Here is a 19,665-nt window from a genome sequence, read left to right as displayed (position 1 = left end):
GTTGGGTTTCACTTCGTTCAACCCAACCTACAATTTCCCTTAACCGAACCGTATTGAGACCACTCCTGCGGAGTATCGCACTTCCCTAACATCATAAATGCGATCGCACTCCATACCAAATAAATGCGAATCGCTAAAATATCTGTTAATTTGTTAACTGTTACGGGTGCAATGCTTTGCTTGTTTCTGGTATCTGTTCTGGACAAATACCCTGACGCAACTCTGAACGAGTAACGAAGTAATCTTTTAGCCAGTTACAGCCGCGTGTTAATAAATCATCTAATCCTTCTAAGCGCCATACCCGAACTGTATCACCAGAACCGACAGCAGTAATTAGCTTACCATCCGGGCTGAAACTTATGCTATTAATACCTACTTCTCCAGGAATTGTATATTCAGCTAATTGTCCCCCTTTTATATGCCATAGCTGAAGTATTCCACGTCCTCCTGTAGCAATTAGCTGTCCATCGGGACTAAAACTTAAGCTAAAGACCTCCCCTTGAGTAGAACGTTGTCCATTAGCTACAAAATTATTACTGAAAATAGAACCCTGGTCGAGCGTAACTATCGGCTGACCAGAAAAATCCCAAACTCGAGTATCTTTTCCCGCAGTTGCAATATATTTTCCATCTGGACTAATGCTTGCCGAAGTTAAGAAACCTTGTTGACTATTAAATTCTAAAACCTTTTGTCCAGATAATCCCCAAATTCTAACAAAACCATCTTCTCCTACAGTGACTAAGCCTTTACCATCTGGGCTAAAAATTATGGCTGATGCTCCGCCTTTGTGTTCATTAAACTCAGCTAATAGTTGTCCTGATAAATTCCAAAGTTTGGCAGTACTATCCTTGCTTGCTGTTGCGAGGTACTTTCCATCTGGGCTAATACTTACCCAAGAAATTCTATCTTTATGACCTTTCCATTGTGCTAATAATTGCCCGGATAAATTCCAGACCCTAATTAATCCATCTTCTCCAACTGTAAATAAACGATTACCATGTGGACTAAAGGCAACACTCCAGGTTTCACTCTGATGTTTAAAATCAGCTAACAAACGCCCCGACAAATCCCAAATTTGAACACCACCACGACCTGAAGTCGCTAACAATTTCCCATCTGGACTAAAAGTGACCCAATATCCTCCAGCTTTGTTCTTTTCCCATTGAGATTCTTCGTTATTTGCTATTGCCCAGAGTCTTACCGTACCATCATCTCCTGCTGTGACTAAAAACTCTCCTTTAGGACTAAAACTCAAACTATTAACAGCACCTTTGTGTCCTTTAAATTTTTTGAATTGTTGAAACCTTGAAAGAGAATAATATGTACGAGCTATACCTTTTGATTGATTATTAGTTTCCTTCGAGGGTTTATTCCTACGTAATTTAGACATATCCTTACGGATACTTAAAATACTTACACTACCCTGTTCTCCTGCTGTTGCTAAATATTGTCCATCTGGGCTAAAGCTGAGGTCTTTAATAGCACCTTGTTTGCCTTTATAAGGTTGACCTAATTTCTTGCCATCTAAATCCCATAGTCTAGTTGTACCATCATCTGAAGCAGTTGCTAAATGTTTCCCATCTGGACTAAAAATTGCACTATTAATTTTATTATCATGCCCCTTGAATTCAGCTAATTTTTGTCCGAATAAATTCCATAAACGCGCATAATTATGTGCATCATCCTTTGGAGAAAGCCATCGCAAAAGCCAATAATCATCATCGCTTCCTGTTGTAACAATAGATTGTCCATCTAGGCTAAATCTTACACAATCAACTACGTATTTATGAGCCTGAAATTTTTGTAATTGCTGCCCTGAAATAGTCCAAATTTTGACAGTCCCATCTGTTGATGCTGTCGCAAGAAGCTTTCCATTTGGGCTAATACTAACACTATTGACTAATGCTTGATGATTGAATTCAGCCAAGAATTTTCCCGACAAGTCCCAAATCTTGGCAATACTATCATCTTGTCCAACTGTAATCAAATTACGTCCATCTGGACTAAAACTAACACTGTAAACCCCTTCTTTGTCTACCTTAAACTCAGATATTTCCTGCCCAGATACCTTCCAAAGCTTTACTGTCCCATCACTTCCTGCTGTTGCAATTTTCTTGCCATCTGGACTCCAAGATAAACTTTTAACTTTACCTTGTTTTGCATCAAATTTGTTTTTTTCATCAATGTTATTAATTATTTTTTGTAAAGCTAATAAAGGATTGAATATTGGATATTTTTGGAATGACTGTGGATTCCCAAATAATTCTTTAAAATTTTGTGCTATCTTAACAGATGACAATAAGGATTCTATCTCTTGATACTCAAATCCTCGTAAAATATTGATTCCAGCCACTTCGAGTTTTGTAGCTTCCTGGGCTAATTTCAGTTCTTTTAGAGCTTGTTCTTGTGCTGTTTGAGCTAGTTGAAGGTTTTTATTAGCTGTTTCTAATTGTTTTTGTGCTACTTCTAGGCTTGTTTTTGCAGATGCAAGCTTATTTCTAGCTTTTTCAGCTAAAGATTCCGCTTTTTGTTGTTCTCCTTTGGCATTTTTAGCTTCTTCTTCCGCAGATTTTGCCTTCTTATTTGCCGCTAGAAATTGTTGTTGTGCGAATTCAAATTTCTGATTTGCAGTTTGTAAATTAGCGTTAGCTCTCCAGAATTTATCATCTGCTTGATTAGCTTTGCTTTCCACTTCTTTTTGGACTTTTTCTGCTTGTTTAGCTTTATTTTCCGCTTGTTTTGCGTATTTTTCTGCATGTTTTTGTTTATCATTTGCTGTTTCGAGTACTTTTTGTCCTTCTTCTTTTTGCCTCATTAGTGTGTTGATATTTTCTCTAGCTTTCCTGAGTTCAAAATTTGTGGAACTTAGTTCCGACCTTGTAGAATTCAATTGAGATGTTGCAAAAATTCGCCGTTGTTCCGCACTGCGAGCAAAAATCAACGCAGCAACAGCACCAATAATAGAGACAGCAAGCACAATCAAACCAATACTAATCTGTCTCTTTGTCTTTCCTTCCACCTCCGTCAAACGCTGTTTCGCTTTCCTCTCTTCCTCCAAAGCCTTATTTTGTCTTCCTTCCGCTTCCGCAACTTTCTGATTTAATTCAGCATTCAAACTCGCAGATAAAAACCTATAATCAGCATCGCTCAAACTCTTCCCATCAGCCCAAACACGAGCTTTTTCTAAATCTTCCCCCCGTAACAAACAAGACTCATCCTGATATTCACTCTCTTCCCAAGCATTAAAATTATCAGTATAGGGACGTAATTTATCTAATTCTTTCTCAATCCAACTTAAATCAAAAACATTAGCATAAATTGGATTATAAGACCTCAATTTTTCTTGCTGTTCCACAACTAAACCAGTCAAACGCAACCTCATTTTTTCTGGACTATCATCAATATCAATTACACCATCTTCTAAAATTTGCTGATACAAACCCAACAAACTACCAGCAAATCTATCATCAATTACAACCCTTTCGCGTATCGTTCTTAAATGTTGTGGTTCATCCAGGGATTCCCAATTATTAATTATTTGCTTTCTGACAACTCTACCTACCCAATCTAAAGCGTTAGGTTCTGGGGTGTAACGTTTTGAGTATGTAGATAATTCTTGCAAAAGCAACTTACAAACTTTCTGTGTCAAAAAAGGTTGTCCACCAGTCCAACCTAAAACACCTTTCATCACTTCTTGAATATTGCTTACCTTACCCCTCAATCCTTTCGCTAAGGGTTTTATTTCCTCTTCTTTAAAACCGTTAAGTTGAATTGCCTTACCAATATTAAAAGGTGTTCGTCTTTTGTCTTCAATTAAATCGCTAGGAGTAGCAACACCAAGTAAAGCAAATGTCAAGCGATTATATTCAACATTCAAAGTGCGCTTCTCATAGCAGCTTCTAATCAGCGCAAAAAAATCATTGGAGCGGAATTTTAAACTGAGAATACTATCGATTTCATCAATAAAAATAATGATATTGCTATTGACTTTTTGCAGCATTACCTCTTCTAGAAATAATCCAAGTCGCTGCACGGGAGATAAATTGATGCGTTCATTCCACCAAGTCAATAATTCTTCTGGTGCTTCCAGAATTTTCAGTTTCGTAACTAAATTATAAGCGATACCTGCATACCATTGTTCGGGGTTGCTTTCATCGCTACCTATTTCATTTAAATCAATCTTGGCACAAGCGAAACCTTCGTCTTGCAAACGTTTCATTGTCTGGTTTAGCAAGCTGGTTTTACCCATTTGCCGAGAGTTAAAAACAAAACAAAACTCTCCCGCTTTCAGCCACTGATAAAATTCCGAGTCAGCTTTTCTAAATACGTAACTGGGGGCATTTTCTGGTAAACTGCCACCAACTTTATACTCATAATCTCCCGTCATAATTTATCCGCTCAAAGAAAAAATATGTAGAGTGCGTTAGAGGTTGTTTGAAAAGTCAAAACGTATACTAAAAACCTCGCTTCCATTCCTCTCTCCTGCAAGGAGAGAGGCTTTGAAACCCCCATTCCCTTGTAGGGAAGGGGGGTAGGGGGGTTAGGTTTTTCAGACTGAGATGTTAGCAAAAATACTTTTGAAACATCCTCTTAGGATGAAACCCGTAACGCACCCTACTAGTAAGTTACATTAAACAGCAACACCACCTGATTTAGGGCAAGAGAATATCAATTACTTATCAACTTGTCATTGACTTGTTATTGACTTTACTACAGAAACACTTATCCTTTAAGCTAAACTTTGTAACTATTTTATAATTTAGCCATGCCTCGCTCAGTAGCAGTACGCAAGGAATGCCAGCAAAAAGTTATAGACCGCTTGGATGGACAATACCTTAGTCAGCAAGATTTAGCTGACCATTTAGAAATATCCCAAGGTACAGTAAGCAAGTTTATCAATCTGCAACCTGTTGACCGTCCTATATTTATTAAGATTTGTGCAGCTTTGGGTATAGAAGATTGGCGAAGTATTGCTGCTCCCCCCATGCGAAAACAAGCAGATGAGGCAGAAAATGACGATTTTGAGGAATTAACCACCGCACCAACCCCAGCACCATCACCAAGCAACTATCTAGAATATCCAGAGGGACTGATAGCGCTGACTTCCAGCTTTTATGTCGAACGTCCCCCTGTGGAAAAGTACTGTTTTGAGGAAATTCGCAAACCCGCTTCCCTGATTTGTATTAAAGCTCCCCAGAAAATGGGTAAATCTTCCCTGCTAATGCGGATTATTCAAGAAGCGAAAAATCAAGGTGACGCAACGGTGGTGATCAACTTTGAGCTAGGGGAGAAGGAATTTTTCAGCAACTTAAGTACATTTTTGCGCTGGGTTTGCGATCGCATTATTTTAGAATTGTCCAAAGAGAATCCAGCTTTAGGGGCAGAACTACTAAACAAACTAGATGCACATTGGAAATTTGCTCAAAGCTTTGGTGCTAAGGTTGCAGTAAAAGATTATTTCGAGCGATATCTGCTTCCCCAACTGAAACAACCCTTGACTTTGGCACTGGAAGAGGTAGAGATATTATTTGAATACCCAGGAATTTATAAAGACTTTTTCGGACTTCTGCGGATTATGCATCAAGAGGGAAGTCAGCAGGAAATTTGGCAAAAACTCCGCTTAGTCATAGTACATTCCACTGAAGCTTACATACCGATGAACATCAACCAATCCCCGTTTAACGTGGGTTTACCAGTGGAATTACCAGAATTTACTCCCGAACAAGCGCTAGATTTAGCAAAGCGTCATCAACTGCAATGGAGCGATACAGAAGTCCAGCAATTACGAGCAATGATCGGAGGACATCCTTTCTTAGTACGTTTAGCTTTGTATAAAATAGCCTATCAGAAAGTCAGCTTAACTCATCTACTGGAAACCGCACCCACCACAACCGGAATTTACAGCAACCATCTGCGACATCTGGGGTTAATTTTGACACAACAAAGCGAATTAGGCACGGCAATGAAAGAAGTTGTCAATGCTACCAGTTCAGCAAAATTCAGCGATGCAGTCCGGTATAAATTAAAAGCCCTCGGTTTGGTAAATCTGTTCAATGATGAGGTTAAACCACGGAACGAGCTTTATCGCCAATATTTTCAGAATTTTTAGTAAGTTAATAGTTGACATCCTCACCGAGCTAAAGCAACGGTGATTCCTAAGACTCACGACTTAGGTTTCTGTTTCTTCCCATTACTGGGGTTTCGCAACTGCCCTTCAGACTGATGCCTGTCAGGTCTTACGTTCGCTCCGCAGACTGAAACGGCAAGCCCTGCCGCCAAAATATTGTTAGCAGCATTAACATCTCTATCGTGATGTGTGCTGCACTTAGGGCAATCCCACTCTCTGATATTCAGAGGTAATTTATCAACGTTGTGACCACAATGCCCACAACGCTTAGAACTTGGGAACCAACGATCAATCTTGATGAATTGGCGACCATACCAGTCACACTTATACTCAAGTTGTCTGGTCAATTCGCCCCAACTAGCATCACTGATAGCAAGGGCAAGTTTCCGATTCTTAACCATATTCTTCACAGCCAAGTCCTCAACCGCAATCGTTTGGTTTTCACGTACCAATCGAGTCGTCAACTTGTGAAGAAAATCATTTCGAGCGTCGCTAATTCCAGCATGAACCTTAGCAACCTTGAGACGGGCTTTGTGGCGATTGTTAGAGCCTTTTTGCTTACGGCTCAAAGCTTTCTGCGCCTTTCGCAACTTAGCTCGTTTGGCTTTAAAGCTTTTGGGATTAGCAACCTTTTCACCTGTACTCAACGCAATCAAGCTTGTAATACCCAAATCCAACCCAATCTGATTAGAAGTTTTAGGTAATGCCTTAATCTCGATATCCACCAACAAAGAAACAGTCCACCGTCCAGAAGGCGAGAGCTTCACCGTAATAGTGGATGGTTCTACGCATGATGGTAACTGGCGACTCCAACGAATAGCCAATGGTTCAAGACATTTAGCAAGGAATACCTTGCCATCTTTCCACTTGAAAGCCGACTTAGTAAATTCAGCACTACCACCGTTATGTTTCTTCTTGAAGTTTGGGTATTTAGCACTTCCCGCAAAGAAGTTACTAAAAGCTGTCTGAAGATGCCTCAATCCCTGCTGCAAAGGAACACTGCTAACAAGATTGAGAAATTGCAAGTCTTCTTTCTTTTTCCATTCAGTCAGCATCTTAGAACTTTCCTCATACCCAACTCGTTCTTGCCTTTTGTACCATGCCTCAGTCCTCGCGGCTAAAGCACGGTTATAGACAAGCCGAGCGCAACCCATCGTTCGTCTCAGCAAGGTTTCCTGCTCAGATGTCGGATAGAAGCGATACTTGAAAGCTTTTTGTGTCATGCTTACATTATATCAAATATCTTGTAAGATGTTTGATTAATATAAAGCCGTCCTTCTAGGACGGGGTTTTAAACCCAATTTTCTGATAAAAAATAAAAGTCGTTAATTACACAAACTTCTCAAGGCATAAATCAATAATCGTAGGGGAAAGTTGGATTGTCGAGTTCAACAGGCAATTCACATGTTACACAAAACACTTCAGGCTAAATTATTCGGAACCCTCGCTGCAATTACTGCTATTTCCGCTACATTCCCCATCACAGCAGCCAAATCTCAAACAATTGAAATTTCCCAACAACCCTTACAAACTAATTCCAGTCAACCAGAAAAGCGATCGCAAGCCAACTTGGTAGCTGAAGATGTCAAACCATCGGTAGTTCGGGTAGTTGTTGGTTGTAAAGCCAAGGTTTACTCACCCAATACTGGCAAAATCTATGATTTGGAACAAATAACAGGTCACGGTTCTGGATTTTTTGTTAATCCTAATGGTTACGCTGCCACCAATGCCCATGTTACAAACCCAGCAGATTGCCAGCAAATTCTTCAGGAAGATTTAGCCGCAAAACTTGAAGCTGACGGACAAACATTAGAAAATGTCAAAGCAGAATTAAAGTGGATTGAAGTCAAACCGATTCAATTAGTGTATTTACCAAATCAAGAACAGCTACCTTTTGAAATAATTAATTCCGGTGCGATCGCAGGTGAAGGTAAGGATGTTTCCATCATCAAAGTTAATGTCGTTAATGCTCCTACCCTCAAACTTGCACAATCTAATCAAGTCAAACTTTTAGACTCAGTAACGGTAGTGGGATATCCGGGATTAGTTGAAAATTTACCCGTATTTAACGAGCATTCCTTTTACGAAGCTAGCTTTACTCGCGGTCAAGTTTCTGCTAAGAAAAACCTGAAAGACGGTACACCGGTTCTACAAATTACTGCCCCCGTACCAAATGGTAATTCCGGTGGTCCAGTTCTCAACGACGACGGTGAAGTTATCGGTTTAGTCACCTTTGGTCCCAATGATGATTTTACCTTTATTTTTACCAGTAATACGATTCAAGAGTTTCTCGACTCTGCCAATATTAGCAATCAACAGGGATTAGCAAACCAGACATACCGCGAAGCATTACAATTTTACTACCGAGGTGAATACACTCAAGCATTACAAAAATTTCAGTTAGTAAAACGGTTATTTCCCCAACATTCAGAGGTGGAAAATTACCTTGAAAAATGTCAACAAGTACTTGCTAATGGGAACTAACTAAGTACACCAATATGTTGTCATCTACAACAAAAATCGGGATGACTGGATTCGAACCAGCGGCCCCTTCGTCCCGAACGAAGTGCGCTACCAAGCTGCGCTACATCCCGCCATAAAAATGGCATACCATATCACAGCATAACATGACCCGTAATAAATGACAAACTAGGGAACAAGGGGGATGGGGGGAAAGAAGAATTATTCTCGTTGTCTCCAAGGATTCCCCCACTCCTTCCAACTTGCCGGAAGCTTGCTAACATAAACGAATGTATATCTCGATAAAAGCGGATTGTGACTGTTAAACCAGACTGGTTGCGGGTAAAAGCCCCTCAATGGGAGCGCGTCGGTAACGTTAAAGAAGTTTTGCGGGATTTAGCCCTGAATACCGTTTGCGAAGAAGCATCTTGTCCAAATATTGGTGAGTGCTTCAATGCTGGTACTGCCACGTTTTTGATTATGGGACCTGCTTGTACACGCGCTTGTCCCTACTGTGATATCGATTTTGAGAAAAAACCTAAACCGCTAGACCCCACCGAACCCACACGATTAGCAGAAGCAGTAAGACGCATGAAATTAAATCATGTGGTCATCACTTCTGTAAACCGGGATGATTTAGCCGATGGTGGTGCTTCTCAATTTGTCGGTTGTATTGAAGGAATTCGCACTGTTTCACCTCAGACTACAATTGAGGTGCTAATTCCTGACTTGTGTGCTAATTGGGATGCTTTGGCGGTAATTTTGCAAGCTGCTCCAGAAGTTCTCAACCACAATACAGAAACTGTTCCGCGTTTATATCGGCGAGTGCGTCCCCAAGGTAATTATGACAGAACGTTGGAATTAATCAGGCGATCGCGTCAACTTGCACCCCAAATATACACCAAATCCGGTATCATGGTTGGACTCGGTGAAACCGACGAGGAAATCCGCGCCTGTATGCAAGATTTGCGAGATGTCGATTGCGATATCTTGACAATTGGACAATATCTCCAACCCAGTCACAAACATCTGAAAGTCGATAATTTCATTCATCCAGAACAATTCGACGCTTGGAAAGCTTTTGGCGAAGAAATTGGATTTTTACAAGTCGTTTCCTCCCCCTTGACAAGAAGCTCATATCATGCGGAAGAAGTCAGGGAATTGATGCAGCGATACCCAAAGGTGAGTGCCGAATGAGCATTTTTGGGTTTTGGGCGATCGCATTATAAGGAAAATGCCGAAAACCCTTGAGGATGTGTCTGACTCAGGAGCAATAATTCTCAACACTATTGATGGTGCGTTGCCCGTACCGCGACAACACACCCTACAGTTAAATTCTTTCTTTTTTCATACTTCATCCTTCAGATGACTCTACCAAATTGGATTACTTTTTCTCGCCTTCTGGGTATACCATTTTTGCTTTATGGTTTGTATAATCCTGCTCCTCAATTGAGATGGGTGTGTTTGGCGATTTTTCTCGTTGCTGCGCTGACTGATTGGTTAGATGGCTATTTAGCGCGGAAACTCAACCAAATTAGCGAGTTGGGTAAATTTCTCGATCCGTTGGTAGATAAATTGCTGGTATTGGCACCGTTACTGGTTTTGATTGAGTTAGGACGAGTTCCAGCTTGGGGAGTATTTTTAATTTTAGGACGAGAGTTAGCGATCGCTGGCTGGCGAGTTAATCAAACTACAATTACCGGGGCGAATATTTGGGGTAAGCTGAAAACTGTAAGTCAAATAGTGGCGATCGCCCTTTTAATTGCACCTCTTCCTCAAGTGTGGCAGATACCTACCCTGGTTGCATTTTGGCTTTCTGTCGCTTTGACGTTAATTTCTGGGGCAATTTATCTTTTACCGCAAAAAAGCAGCAGCCTAAATGATGCTTTATAATCAGCGACGCGAAGCTAAGAAAATTCGGTAACTAAAAGCAATGCTCTTGAAAGCTACAAGGTGCTGCCTTAGTATTTGCGATTGGAGCGATCGCGCAATTGATTGGCAGTCTGGCAGTTGTCATTTATGCGGTTTTAATTAATACACGATTCAAAAAAGTATGAGAACTATTACTGAAAATAAAGATAAAATTCGTATCCTTCATGTTGTTGGTTTGATGGATAGAGGAGGATTGGAAACTTGGTTAATGCAGGTTTTGCGAAATTGCGATCGGCAACGTTTTCAAATGGACTTTTTAGTTGAAACTACAAAACACTGTGCTTACGACGATGAGGTATTAGCTCTAGGTAGCAAAATCATCCCATGTCTTGAACCATCTCAACCATCGAAAGAGAAGAGGTGGAAGATTAATTTATCGTAAATTATTTAGTCTCAAACAGATCTTAGCCTTCCTCCGTCAAGCTGTTGAGAAAATATATTAAGTTGTTGAAGGTATTTATCTTCTATCGGGCTAATTGACAGAAGCTCAGTTGCTACTTGTTTATAAGCAATTATTATTGATACTCTACCTACTTGCTTAAACAGTAACTGATAAAAAGTATCACTGACTACAAAATTTGTAAGCGATCGCCCTTTGGGAAAAAGTTTGTGATCTACTGACATTAAATGCGGGTTCAAACTAGCTCCCGTTCTCCCACTCACAACCCACAAAAGCGATCGCCCACAATCTCGCAACACCCGCACCAGGGTTTCTGACTCGTCTCCTTGCGAAGGAACCTCGACAGGTGTCAGCACAATCCCCTGACTGCCCAAAACTATGGCTGCGATCGCCCTTGCCCGATTCATGTGATAATCGGACGTAATCAGATAAATATGCTGTAACTTCTGCCAGTAATTATATTGGCGATCGCGCCAGATGCAGATGAAGCCAGAATATAATATTAGCTAGGCAAGCTTTCAATATAAATTTATGATCTTCATCAATCCCAAGATTGACTTTGCTTTCAAGAAAATCTTCGGCTCAGAAGATAGTAAAGACATTTTGATTAGTTTTCTCAATGCATTAATTTATGAAGAACAGGACATCATTCAAGATTTAGAAATCCTCAATCCCTATCTGGCTCCAAAAATTCGCGGCGTTAAGGATACTTATCTAGATATCAAAGCAAAGATTATTGATACTCAGACGAGTGAGCAACGCACTGTAATTATTGAAATGCAAGTCCTGAATGTAGAAGGATTTGAAAAAAGAATTTTATATAATGCGGCTAAATCTTATTCCACGCAATTAATATCTGGACAAGGCTATAACCTGCTAAATCCCGTAATTGCCTTAACAATTACCGATTTTGTCATGTTTGCAGAATTGAATAGTGTGATCTCAAAATTCATTTTAAAAGAGAAAGATTATCTGATCGATTATCCCATTTACGATATTGAATTAATTTTTGTGGAATTGCCAAAATTCCAGAAGCAGTTATCGAAATTAGAAACGATAGTCGATAAATGGCTGTATTTCTTGAATAATGCGCGAAATTTACAAGAGATTCCCGTGAATATGGATGATATTCCTGAGATTAAAAAAGCTTTTAACATTGCCAATCAAGCAAATCTCAGCCTGGATGAGTTGGAAGATCAAGAGAAACGCGAGATTTTTATTCAAGATCAGAAGGGAGCAATTACCAAGGCTTTGTCTCAGGGACGTGAGGAGGGACGTGAGGAGGGACGTGAGGAGGGACGTGAGGAGGGTAAACAAGAAAAAACCTATGAGATCGCCAGAAAGATGTTGGGACTGGTTGACGATCGCACAATTTGCGAATTTACTGGTTTGTCGCTCACTGAGTTAGAAAATATGAAAAGTTCCAATCAAGGAAATTAGAGTGTTGGCGGCATTGATATAAAAGAAGCGATTCTCATAACTTAGGATTCAAACTAGCTCCAGTTCGATTGGTAAAAATCCACAAAAGCGATCGCCCGCAATCTCGCAACACCCGCACCAGGGTTTCTGACTCGTCTCCTTGCGAAGGAACCTCTACAGGTGTAAGCACAATCCCCTGACTACCGAAGACGATGCTTGCGATCGCTCTTGCCCGATTCATGTGATAATCGGACGTAATCAGATAAATATGCTGTAACTTCTGGCTGACAAAATCTTCTACCAAGGTCGTAAAATTAGTCACAGTGTCCGTTGCTCTACCATCTAAATGCAACCGCTGATTCGGAACACCAAAGGACTGAAAAATACGGCGATTCACATCCAAGTTCCAGGCATAATCAGAAACCCAAATATCTAAATGAGAGTGAGTGTGCCAAAATTGGGCAGCAAATTCCATTCTTTCGGAAGCACTCCCCAAAACTAAAATAGCCTGGGGTATTGGGGCTTGATAAAAGGCGATCGCTATCCTACCAGGAATAATACCAGCTAATATAAATGCGATCGCCAAAACGAGCCTTACCAATCTCAAGCGATCGCGTTTAGAGACTTTGCGTTTCATAATATTTTGTAGAAGCTAGTACAACGGGCGCGGAAATAAACCAACCATTCTCAATCGCTAAAAAGCTTACTCCATATTACTTTTAACTTTTGAATGAGTGACTTCCGCCTTGCGGTACTAGCCATTTACTAAATCGATACAAAAGTATTTACACCACAATCAGCAAACCCTAATTTTAGGCGATAGCGTTCGCGTAGCGTGTCCCCTTGGGACTCAGCGCTTATGAACTTACCAGCAAAATATTCTAACCAACAACGAAAAGTAGACCAAGCAGCATCATTAATTGACTTGGCAAGACAATGATTTTTTACCATGTTCTTAACACTTAAATCTTCATAGGCGACTAAAGCGTTAGCTTTGCATACGCAGCGTCCTATTCTCTTAAAATGCTCATTACGTTGCCTATTTACTTTTAAGTGTTTTTGAGCATATCTTCGTCTTGCTTAAAGATTAAATTGTAGAATCACAGACCGCAGGTATTATAAGTTAGTCTTATTATCTACTCAAATGGATAGAACTATCAGTAGTCTTGTAGATGAATGGATAGATTCTTTACCCGAACCACAAAAAGAAAATATCACCGCAGGGTAAACCCTGCCTTAAAGTGGCTTTCATCCCTTGGCTGAAGCCGAAGGGTTTTCAGCCTACTCTCTTATAAAGAACGAAAATCGGAAACGGCGTAGCCCAACTAGGGATCGCCTAGAATAATGGAAATAATACCAGCCCAGAAAAACGCGATCGCACCAACGCTTCAACTAACCCTTCGGGTTCGGCAGTCGCTCATGGGGGAAACCCTCAGGAGCGCGCTGCCTCACCACCAATCGCTTTCAAAATCTCTTCATCAGTAGAAAAATCTACCTCAGCTTTATCGCGCCCAGATGTGAGATAATCATTCTGTAAAGAATCTTGTAACCCAGAAATTAAATCATATTCAGGCTGCCAATCCAATTGTGTCTTTGCTTTGTCCACTGATGCAAAGAAATGCTGTACCCGCATGGGGAAAGCTTTGCGTTTGCCAAAATCAAACTTTTTTGGGTCATAATGAACAATTTTCACTGACTCAGAGGATTTACCAGCTGCAACAGCACAAGCACGAGCTAAACCATCAAAAGTAACAAAGCGATCGCCTGATACGTTGTAAATTTGTCCTATCGCCTGTTTGTTACCTACAATCTTAGTCATTGCCTTTGCCAAATCTTTTACATGACCAAATTGGGTGATATGCATCCCATTACCGGGGATGAGAATCGGGCGATCGCGGACAATTCTATCAAAAAACCAACTTTCCAACTCGTTATAATTACTCGGACCATAAATGTAGGTTGGACGAATCGACGTAAAAGGCAATCCCGATTGTGTTAAAAAAGCTTCCGTTTCGTGCTTACCTTTGTGGCGACTTTTTGGATCGACCGCATCCCCTTCTACATGAGGCATTTGGTCTGATTTGAGATACACCCCAGCCGAACTCATGTAAACAAAATGTTGCACGCGGTCTTGAAAAATTTCCGCCAATGGTTGAGTATCAGTAAGTTCCCGTCCGTTATTGTCAAAAATGACATCAAAGTTTTCTGGTGACAACTTTTCTTTCAGTTGTGTTGCGTCAGTGCGATCGCCTGTAATTTGTTCTACTTGTTCGGGTACTGGACGATTACCACGATTGAACAGTACCACTTTATGTCCGGATTCCACCAGCAGCTTCGTTAGGTAGACACCAATGAACCGAGTACCACCCATAATTAAAATTCGCATAAATCTCCTAATTTATCTCAGTAGTAAGGGCGCTTCAGCTAGGAGTTAATGTTTCTAATGCTGATCCCCCCAATTTGAGGTTATCAGGTTCTAGTCCAAGAGTCTAAGCGCCATTCCCATTTAAGCGTCCCCAATTTGAGGTTATCAGGTTGCGGCAACGGACGTGGAAACACTTTCCCAAGGATTACGTCTTTTGATGAATGTGGGGTGCTTCCCATTGATTACAATCAGTAAGTTTTTAGTTAACTTTATAACTACGGCAGCGTGTTTTCTACCAATTACAGTTAGCAGTGTCCTTGAAATATGCTTTAATTCATGAGTGGCTTACACCCAAAGCCACAGGCGGATCAGAACTCGTTGTGCGGGAGATTCTGAATCACATTGATGCTGATTTGTATGCCCTGATCGACTTTGAATCTACTAATCCTGAAAGTTATTTATACAAGCGTCGAATTGGCACAACCTTTCTTCAGCACTTTCCCTTTGCCCGCGATGGTGTTCAAAAATACTTGCCATTTTTACCCCTGGCGATTGAACAACTAGATTTACGGGAGTATGACATAATTTTGTCTTCATCCCACGCCGTTGCTAAAGGCATCCTCACCACTCCCGATCAGTTGCATATTTGTTACTGCCATAGTCCTATGCGTTATGCCTGGGACTTGACTTTTGATTATTTAAAAGCAAGTAAGTTAGGCAATGGTTTACCAGGATGGGCAACGCGGTATTTACTGCATCGTTTGCGCTTTTGGGATGTGTTAACAGCAAATCGGGTTGATTATTTTCTTGCTAACTCACAGCATACAGCTCGTCGAATTTGGCGCTGCTATCGACGAGAGGCAAAAGTAATTTATCCACCGGTGAATATTGAAGGATTACCATTTTTTCCTCACAAAGAGGATTTTTACCTAATAGTTTCCCGGTTAGTCAGCTACAAACAAGTATCTTTAATTGTCCGAGCTTTTAATCAACTCCAACGACCTTTAGTAGTAATTGGTACAGGACCAGAAATGAAAAAAATTCAGGAAATAGCGGATTCTCATATACAAATACTGGGTTGGCAACCTGATGATGTAGTAAAAAAATATATGGCTAGTGCCAAAGCGTTTGTGTATGCAGCTTGTGAAGACTTTGGCATTGCCTTGGTAGAAGCACAAGCTTGTGGTACGCCGGTGATTGCTTATGGTGCGGGTGGTGCTTTAGAAACTGTACGCGATATTCGCACTAGTGAAGTGGGTACAGGGACGGGTATATTCTTCCCTCATCAGACTCAGAAAGACCTTGTAGAGGCAGTAGAAGCCTTTGAAGCATACGAGGGTAAGTTTAATCCAGAATATGGGCGATCGCACGCTGCCCAATTTAATGTGCAAACATTTGCAAAACATTATCTAGATTTTTTAAATACGTGCAACGAAAAAAGACCATCTTTGGAGTAACGGTCTTAATTTTTGCGATAGTTTTATAAGCTTTTGGAAAATTATCCCCAGAAGCACCTCCGAAAGGCTTTAAGATTGGGACTATGTGTGGTGTGGATTATTTAGGAGTATGATGACTGCCCAGAGCTCACTCCTCTCCGGCAAGCGGCGAAGCCTACGGCAAGATGGTAGCGCGTCTACGCGTACTTTCTTAAAAGGTGGTCAAAAAACCAAGACACCTAGATTTAAACCCAAAGCATTGACTTTACAGGGTTTAAACGGAGAGTTTGCCAAGCGACTGTTCGACATTTTGTTTTCGCTGTTAGTACTGATATTGTTTTCGCCTGTTTATTTGGTTCTGACCTTACTGATTGCTTCTAGCTCAGAAGGACCAATTTTTTATATACAGGAGCGAGTTGGCAAAAACTACAAGCCATTTAATTGTATTAAATTCCGAACAATGGTGAGTAATGCTGACGAAGTTCTCATGCAAATGATGGAAACATCACCGGAATTGCGACAAGAGTTTGAGACTAGTTTTAAGCTCAAACATGACCCCAGAATCACAAAAATTGGTCGATTCTTGCGAATTACCAGCTTAGACGAGTTTCCTCAATTTTGGAACGTTTTAAAAGGGGATATGAGTGTTGTTGGTCCGCGACCTTTAGTAGAGGAAGAACTGCCAAAATACGGGTCTGCGATCGATCAAGTTTTAACTATCCGACCTGGAATTACGGGATTGTGGCAAGTTTCAGGGCGCAATGACATTCCCTACCCTCGGAGAGTTCAAATAGACCTACATTATGTTAAATTTGGCAATCTTTGGCTCGATTTATGGATCATCTTGAAAACTGTTGGTGTTGTGGTTATTCCAAAAAATAACGGTGCGTATTGATAAGCTAATTGTTTTGTCAACCCAAAAGTAAACAAATCAAAAGCCTACAAAATCCCACAGCTATGAGCATGTGGGATTTTTAATTTTGAATTGTTAAACTTCATTGTATTTTAACAAAAATTACAAGAAAGGCAGAAGTTCGAGGGCAGAAGGCACTTATGTTAGGAGTATCAATTAAAACTTACTTTGTGGGTTTAAAGCCCAGTTGAAACAAATAATTATACTCAAGATGGCTTGCACGGACGGTATAAAACGTCCTTGTTTCAATCCCACTATGAGTAAGGGTGGGTTGCCTTCTGCCTTCTGCCTTCTGCCTCCTGCCTTCTGCCTTCTGAAATTTTTATAAAGTTTTGGTAAAGATGAAAAAATTATACAGAATTAGGTCAAGTCTGCTGAATAAGAGTAAGGGGAATAACGTAAAAATACTGAATCTTAAGTATTCTTACTTAATTTTTTAGCACCAATGCCAACGAAATTCGTAGGTTTCCCATTAGGCAATTGAGCAATTAACTGCTACGTTGTATCAGTTTGCCTGTATTTATTTAATCAAAAACGACAAGGGATAATTGAGCATGACCCAACAAAAGCGAGCGTTAATTACTGGTATTACTGGTCAAGATGGTTCATATCTGAGTGAGTTTTTGCTAGATCAAGGTTATGAAGTTCATGGTATTATTCGCCGGACTTCTACTTTCAACACAGACCGCATCGATCACATTTATGAAGACCCTCATAAAGAGGGAGTGCGGTTATTTCTTCACTACGGAGACCTGACAGACGGTACCACACTACGCCGCATTTTAGAAGAAGTCCAGCCTATAGAAATTTACAACCTGGGCGCTCAATCTCATGTACGGGTAAGTTTTGATTCACCGGAATACACGGTGGATGCAGTCGGAATGGGAACTCTGCGTTTGTTGGAAGCGATTCGCGACTATCAACATCGCACTGGTATTCGAGTGCGATTCTACCAAGCAGGTTCTTCGGAAATGTATGGTTTGGTACAAGCTGTGCCACAAAACGAGACAACACCGTTTTACCCCCGCAGTCCCTATGCTTGTGCTAAGGTTTACGCTCACTGGCAAACGGTGAATTACCGCGAATCTTACAACATGTTTGCTTGTAATGGCATTCTGTTTAACCATGAATCGCCCAGACGGGGTGAAACATTTGTAACGCGCAAGATTACAATGGCAGTCGCCAAGATTTTTGCAGGTAAGCAGAAAAAACTTTACATGGGCAATCTTGATTCTAAACGGGATTGGGGCTACGCCAAAGATTACGTAAAGGCAATGTGGCTCATGTTACAAAAAGACCAGCCAGACGATTATGTAATTGCCACGAATGAAACTCATACAGTGCGCGAGTTTCTAGACCTAGCGTTTGGTTATGTGAACCTGAAATGGGAAGATTATGTTGAGTTTGACCAACGTTATCTGCGACCATCTGAAGTAGACTTGTTAATCGGCGATTCTACCAAGGCACGGCAAAAGTTAGGCTGGGAACCATCGGTAACATTTAACCAGTTGGTATCACTGATGATGGAAGCGGATTTGCAAGCACTCGGTTGCACTTCACCAAATGGACATGGTTCGCAAATGCCTCATGATATTGCTACTGTTCGTCAAGAACTGGGTGTTCTCCACTTCTGATTAACACACCGATAAGGAGAAAAATATGACCGCCTTAGAACTTAAAAATAAACGAATTCTCGTTACTGGTGGGGCTGGATTTCTGGGGCGTCAGGTAATAGAGAAGCTGTGTAAAGCTGGAGCCGATCGCCAGAAAATTACAGTTACGCGATCGCTTGACTGCGATTTACGTATCTGGGAAAATTGCCAACGCGCAGCTGACCAACAAGACATTATTATCCACCTAGCAGCTCACGTTGGCGGTATCGGTCTCAACCGTGAAAAACCCGCAGAGTTGTTCTACGACAACTTGATGATGGGTACACAGTTAATTCACGCTGCTTATCAAGCTGGAGTCGAAAAATTTGTTTGTGTTGGCACTATTTGTGCATATCCTAAATTTACTCCAGTACCATTCAAAGAAGATGATCTTTGGAATGGCTACCCAGAAGAAACCAACGCTCCCTACGGAGTTGCCAAAAAAGCGCTTTTAGTTCAACTGCAAGCTTACCGTCAGCAGTATAACTTTAATGGCATTTATCTTCTGCCAGTAAATTTATACGGACCAGAAGATAACTTTGACCCCAGTAGTTCCCATGTCATCCCAGCGTTAATTCGCAAAGTTCATGAAGCACAAATTCAGGGACAAAAGAAACTTCCAGTTTGGGGTGATGGTAGTCCTACTCGCGAATTTCTTTATTCTGAAGATGCAGCGCGGGGCATTATTATGGGTACTCAATTATACAACGATTTTGAACCCGTTAACTTGGGAACCGGTTATGAAATCTCCATCCGCGATTTGATTAATCTGATTTGCGAATTGATGGAGTTTGATGGCGAAATTGTCTGGGAAACTAACCAGCCAAATGGTCAACCCCGTCGCTGTTTGGATACTGAACGGGCGAAACAAGCCTTTGGTTTCACCGCTCAAGTAGACTTTAAGCAGGGGCTGAAAAATACCATCGAGTGGTATCGTCAACACGCTGCATAATTAAAGGGT

Annotated in this window: 15 protein-coding genes, 1 tRNA gene and 2 pseudogenes; 11 read left to right on the top strand and 7 right to left on the bottom strand. The window is 40.9% G+C overall.

Going from position 1 to position 19,665, the window contains the following annotated elements:
* Nucleotides 1-160 precede the first annotated feature (160 nt).
* Nucleotides 161-4,387, bottom strand: a complete 4,227-nt coding sequence (locus TOL9009_RS41670) for a WD40 domain-containing protein (RefSeq protein WP_051503214.1) — start codon at nucleotides 4,385-4,387, stop codon at nucleotides 161-163.
* Nucleotides 4,388-4,765: 378 nt separating this feature from the next.
* Here TOL9009_RS41670 and TOL9009_RS0135950 point away from each other — a divergent pair, with 378 nt between their 5' ends.
* Nucleotides 4,766-6,109, top strand: coding sequence for an AAA-like domain-containing protein (locus TOL9009_RS0135950; protein WP_029638376.1), 1,344 nt, complete (start codon nucleotides 4,766-4,768; stop codon nucleotides 6,107-6,109).
* Between the two features lie 53 nt (nucleotides 6,110-6,162).
* Here TOL9009_RS0135950 and TOL9009_RS0135945 read toward each other — a convergent pair whose 3' ends face one another.
* Nucleotides 6,163-7,350 carry an RNA-guided endonuclease InsQ/TnpB family protein gene (locus TOL9009_RS0135945; protein WP_029638374.1) on the bottom strand — a complete coding sequence of 396 codons (1,188 nt, stop codon included), beginning with the start codon at nucleotides 7,348-7,350 and terminating at the stop codon, nucleotides 6,163-6,165.
* Between the two features lie 181 nt (nucleotides 7,351-7,531).
* Here TOL9009_RS0135945 and TOL9009_RS0135940 point away from each other — a divergent pair, with 181 nt between their 5' ends.
* Complete coding sequence (locus TOL9009_RS0135940) at nucleotides 7,532-8,611, top strand: S1 family peptidase (protein WP_029638371.1); 1,080 nt, start codon at nucleotides 7,532-7,534, stop codon at nucleotides 8,609-8,611.
* A 36-nt stretch (nucleotides 8,612-8,647) separates the two neighbouring features.
* Here TOL9009_RS0135940 and TOL9009_RS0135935 read toward each other — a convergent pair.
* A tRNA-Pro gene (locus TOL9009_RS0135935) sits at nucleotides 8,648-8,721 on the bottom strand.
* A 181-nt stretch (nucleotides 8,722-8,902) separates the two neighbouring features.
* On the opposite strand from TOL9009_RS0135935, the gene lipA reads away from it, so the two are divergent.
* From lipA to TOL9009_RS0135920, 4 genes are all read left to right on the top strand, one after another.
* Entirely contained in the window at nucleotides 8,903-9,784 is an 882-nt protein-coding gene (gene lipA / locus TOL9009_RS0135930) for a lipoyl synthase (RefSeq protein WP_029638369.1), read from the top strand.
* The gene (locus TOL9009_RS46630) at nucleotides 9,774-9,956 is read left to right on the top strand and encodes a hypothetical protein (protein ID WP_144238466.1); all 183 of its coding nucleotides are present in this window, start codon (nucleotides 9,774-9,776) and stop codon (nucleotides 9,954-9,956) included. The genes lipA and TOL9009_RS46630 overlap by 11 nt, the downstream gene beginning before the upstream one ends.
* The gene (pgsA, locus tag TOL9009_RS0135925) at nucleotides 9,953-10,480 is read left to right on the top strand and encodes a CDP-diacylglycerol--glycerol-3-phosphate 3-phosphatidyltransferase (protein ID WP_029638367.1); all 528 of its coding nucleotides are present in this window, start codon (nucleotides 9,953-9,955) and stop codon (nucleotides 10,478-10,480) included. Before TOL9009_RS46630 ends, pgsA begins: the two co-directional genes overlap by 4 nt.
* A 160-nt stretch (nucleotides 10,481-10,640) precedes the next feature.
* Nucleotides 10,641-10,901, top strand: a complete 261-nt coding sequence (locus tag TOL9009_RS0135920; protein ID WP_029638365.1) for a hypothetical protein — start codon at nucleotides 10,641-10,643, stop codon at nucleotides 10,899-10,901.
* A gap of 242 nt (nucleotides 10,902-11,143) precedes the next feature.
* Here the strand turns inward: TOL9009_RS0135920 and TOL9009_RS41665 are convergent.
* Nucleotides 11,144-11,362 (bottom strand): annotated as a pseudogene (locus TOL9009_RS41665) (YdcF family protein); the annotation flags it as partial.
* 88 nt (nucleotides 11,363-11,450) lie between these two features.
* On the opposite strand from TOL9009_RS41665, the gene TOL9009_RS0135910 reads away from it, so the two are divergent.
* Complete coding sequence (locus TOL9009_RS0135910) at nucleotides 11,451-12,359, top strand: Rpn family recombination-promoting nuclease/putative transposase (protein WP_029638361.1); 909 nt, start codon at nucleotides 11,451-11,453, stop codon at nucleotides 12,357-12,359.
* 34 nt (nucleotides 12,360-12,393) lie between these two features.
* On the opposite strand, the gene TOL9009_RS0135905 is transcribed toward TOL9009_RS0135910, so the two are convergent.
* The 3 genes and pseudogenes from TOL9009_RS0135905 to TOL9009_RS0135895 form a co-directional block, all read right to left on the bottom strand.
* Nucleotides 12,394-12,975 carry a YdcF family protein gene (locus tag TOL9009_RS0135905; RefSeq protein WP_038298314.1) on the bottom strand — a complete coding sequence of 194 codons (582 nt, stop codon included), beginning with the start codon at nucleotides 12,973-12,975 and terminating at the stop codon, nucleotides 12,394-12,396.
* Between the two features lie 224 nt (nucleotides 12,976-13,199).
* Nucleotides 13,200-13,418: pseudogene (locus TOL9009_RS44175) on the bottom strand (RNA-guided endonuclease TnpB family protein); the annotation flags it as partial.
* Nucleotides 13,419-13,770: 352 nt separating this feature from the next.
* Nucleotides 13,771-14,724, bottom strand: a complete 954-nt coding sequence (locus TOL9009_RS0135895; protein ID WP_029638354.1) for an NAD-dependent epimerase/dehydratase family protein — start codon at nucleotides 14,722-14,724, stop codon at nucleotides 13,771-13,773.
* A gap of 290 nt (nucleotides 14,725-15,014) precedes the next feature.
* Here TOL9009_RS0135895 and TOL9009_RS0135890 point away from each other — a divergent pair, with 290 nt between their 5' ends.
* The 4 genes from TOL9009_RS0135890 to TOL9009_RS0135875 all read left to right on the top strand — a co-directional run bounded on the left by TOL9009_RS0135890 (nucleotide 15,015) and on the right by TOL9009_RS0135875 (nucleotide 19,656).
* Nucleotides 15,015-16,160, top strand: coding sequence for a glycosyltransferase (locus TOL9009_RS0135890; protein WP_029638352.1), 1,146 nt, complete (start codon nucleotides 15,015-15,017; stop codon nucleotides 16,158-16,160).
* Between the two features lie 112 nt (nucleotides 16,161-16,272).
* On the top strand, nucleotides 16,273-17,034 hold the full coding sequence (locus tag TOL9009_RS0135885; protein ID WP_029638350.1) for a sugar transferase: 762 nt from the start codon (nucleotides 16,273-16,275) through the stop codon (nucleotides 17,032-17,034).
* Between the two features lie 572 nt (nucleotides 17,035-17,606).
* Complete coding sequence (gmd, locus tag TOL9009_RS0135880) at nucleotides 17,607-18,686, top strand: GDP-mannose 4,6-dehydratase (protein WP_029638348.1); 1,080 nt, start codon at nucleotides 17,607-17,609, stop codon at nucleotides 18,684-18,686.
* Between the two features lie 25 nt (nucleotides 18,687-18,711).
* Nucleotides 18,712-19,656, top strand: a complete 945-nt coding sequence (locus tag TOL9009_RS0135875; protein ID WP_029638346.1) for a GDP-L-fucose synthase family protein — start codon at nucleotides 18,712-18,714, stop codon at nucleotides 19,654-19,656.
* The last annotated feature ends 9 nt before the right edge of the window (nucleotides 19,657-19,665 follow it).

This window comes from [Scytonema hofmanni] UTEX 2349 (assembly GCF_000582685.1).
In the GTDB taxonomy this organism is placed as follows: Bacteria; Cyanobacteriota; Cyanobacteriia; order Cyanobacteriales; family Nostocaceae; genus Hassallia; species Hassallia hofmanni.
The sequence above is the reverse complement of the archived record's forward strand: the minus strand, read 5'-3'. Positions and strand labels throughout refer to the sequence as shown.